The sequence below is a fragment of the Streptococcus sp. KR genome (assembly GCF_002238115.1).
In the GTDB taxonomy this organism is placed as follows: Bacteria; Bacillota; Bacilli; order Lactobacillales; family Streptococcaceae; genus Streptococcus.
Map to the genome: position 1 here is coordinate 1 of NZ_NGVM01000163.1, position 415 is coordinate 415.

The 415-nt window shown below is 34.2% G+C and carries 1 protein-coding gene; it reads right to left on the reverse strand.

Translation table 11 applies throughout. From position 1 onward, the window contains the following. Nucleotides 1–24: 24 nt before the first annotated feature. Complete coding sequence (locus tag CBI42_RS11420; protein ID WP_094753989.1) at nucleotides 25–387, reverse strand: hypothetical protein; 363 nt, start codon at nucleotides 385–387, stop codon at nucleotides 25–27. Nucleotides 388–415 lie beyond the last annotated feature (28 nt).

Genomic DNA, 415 nt, shown 5'->3' on the forward strand with positions numbered 1-415 from the left:
TTATTGAAAAAAGCAATCGGCCATCTAAGTTCCGCTCGACTTTTGAACATTAGCATTTTTATCATCCCCTGTATCTGTTCCATTACCATAGTATTCCCTGTCTTTGAGTGATTTTAAGATTTCATCATAATCTGGATCATCTGATACTACAAAATTAGAATCAAACTTACGATTATACTCAGCGATCACATCCCTCATAAGCAACACATCAAGAATTGGATATTTTTGTTTCAAGGAGTCGTATGTAACGGTAGGGTCACTTGTTACTGATCTCAATAATTTGTACTCATGACCTGCAACGATATTTTTAATAAGATCATCGTCACTGGTCATGCTCAAAGGCAATTTTAAAGCTTGTTTAATTGCAGTAATATTAATGTCAGCCATTTGTGACCCCCCTTTTTTTTAAAATTAT

Coding starts and splice junctions, on each gene's coding strand:
- CBI42_RS11420 (WP_094753989.1), bottom strand. CDS start 387: ATGGCTGACATTAATATTACTGCAATTAAACAAGCTTTAAAATTGCCT.